Source organism: Thermorhabdus hydrogeniformans (assembly GCF_049310025.1).
Taxonomy (GTDB): Bacteria; Bacillota; Thermosediminibacteria; order Thermosediminibacterales; family Tepidanaerobacteraceae; genus JBJYKD01.
In genome coordinates this window covers 1-274 of the sequence record NZ_JBJYKD010000130.1, presented here as the reverse complement: position 1 = coordinate 274, position 274 = coordinate 1, and the positions used below count along the sequence as shown (strand labels likewise).

Sequence of the window (274 nt, the reverse complement as noted above, 5' to 3'; positions counted from 1 at the left end):
CACTACGGCGATGGTCAACCTTAGTTTCATCTTTATGCATGACGGAAACTACGGAGGCGCCGATGCTCTGTTGCATGAGGCAGTTGTCATCGATGGGAAGATATCGGGTCCTGACAGTCTGTCAGTGGCAAATGATGTCAACAACCTGGGATCGCTCTTCCTGCTTGAAGGACGGTATGACGAAGCAGAAGCGCTCTTCCAGCGGTCATTAGCCATTTGGGAAAAGGCGCCACCAGCCTGGGCGGGGGGAATTGCGGTCGCCCTCAATAATGTC

At 53.6% G+C, this 274-nt stretch carries 1 protein-coding gene; it reads left to right on the top strand.

The annotated features are described in order from the left end of the window. Positions 1-274 (top strand): tetratricopeptide repeat protein (locus ACKX14_RS15795; RefSeq protein WP_422449342.1); only part of this gene is annotated, 274 nt, incomplete at both ends.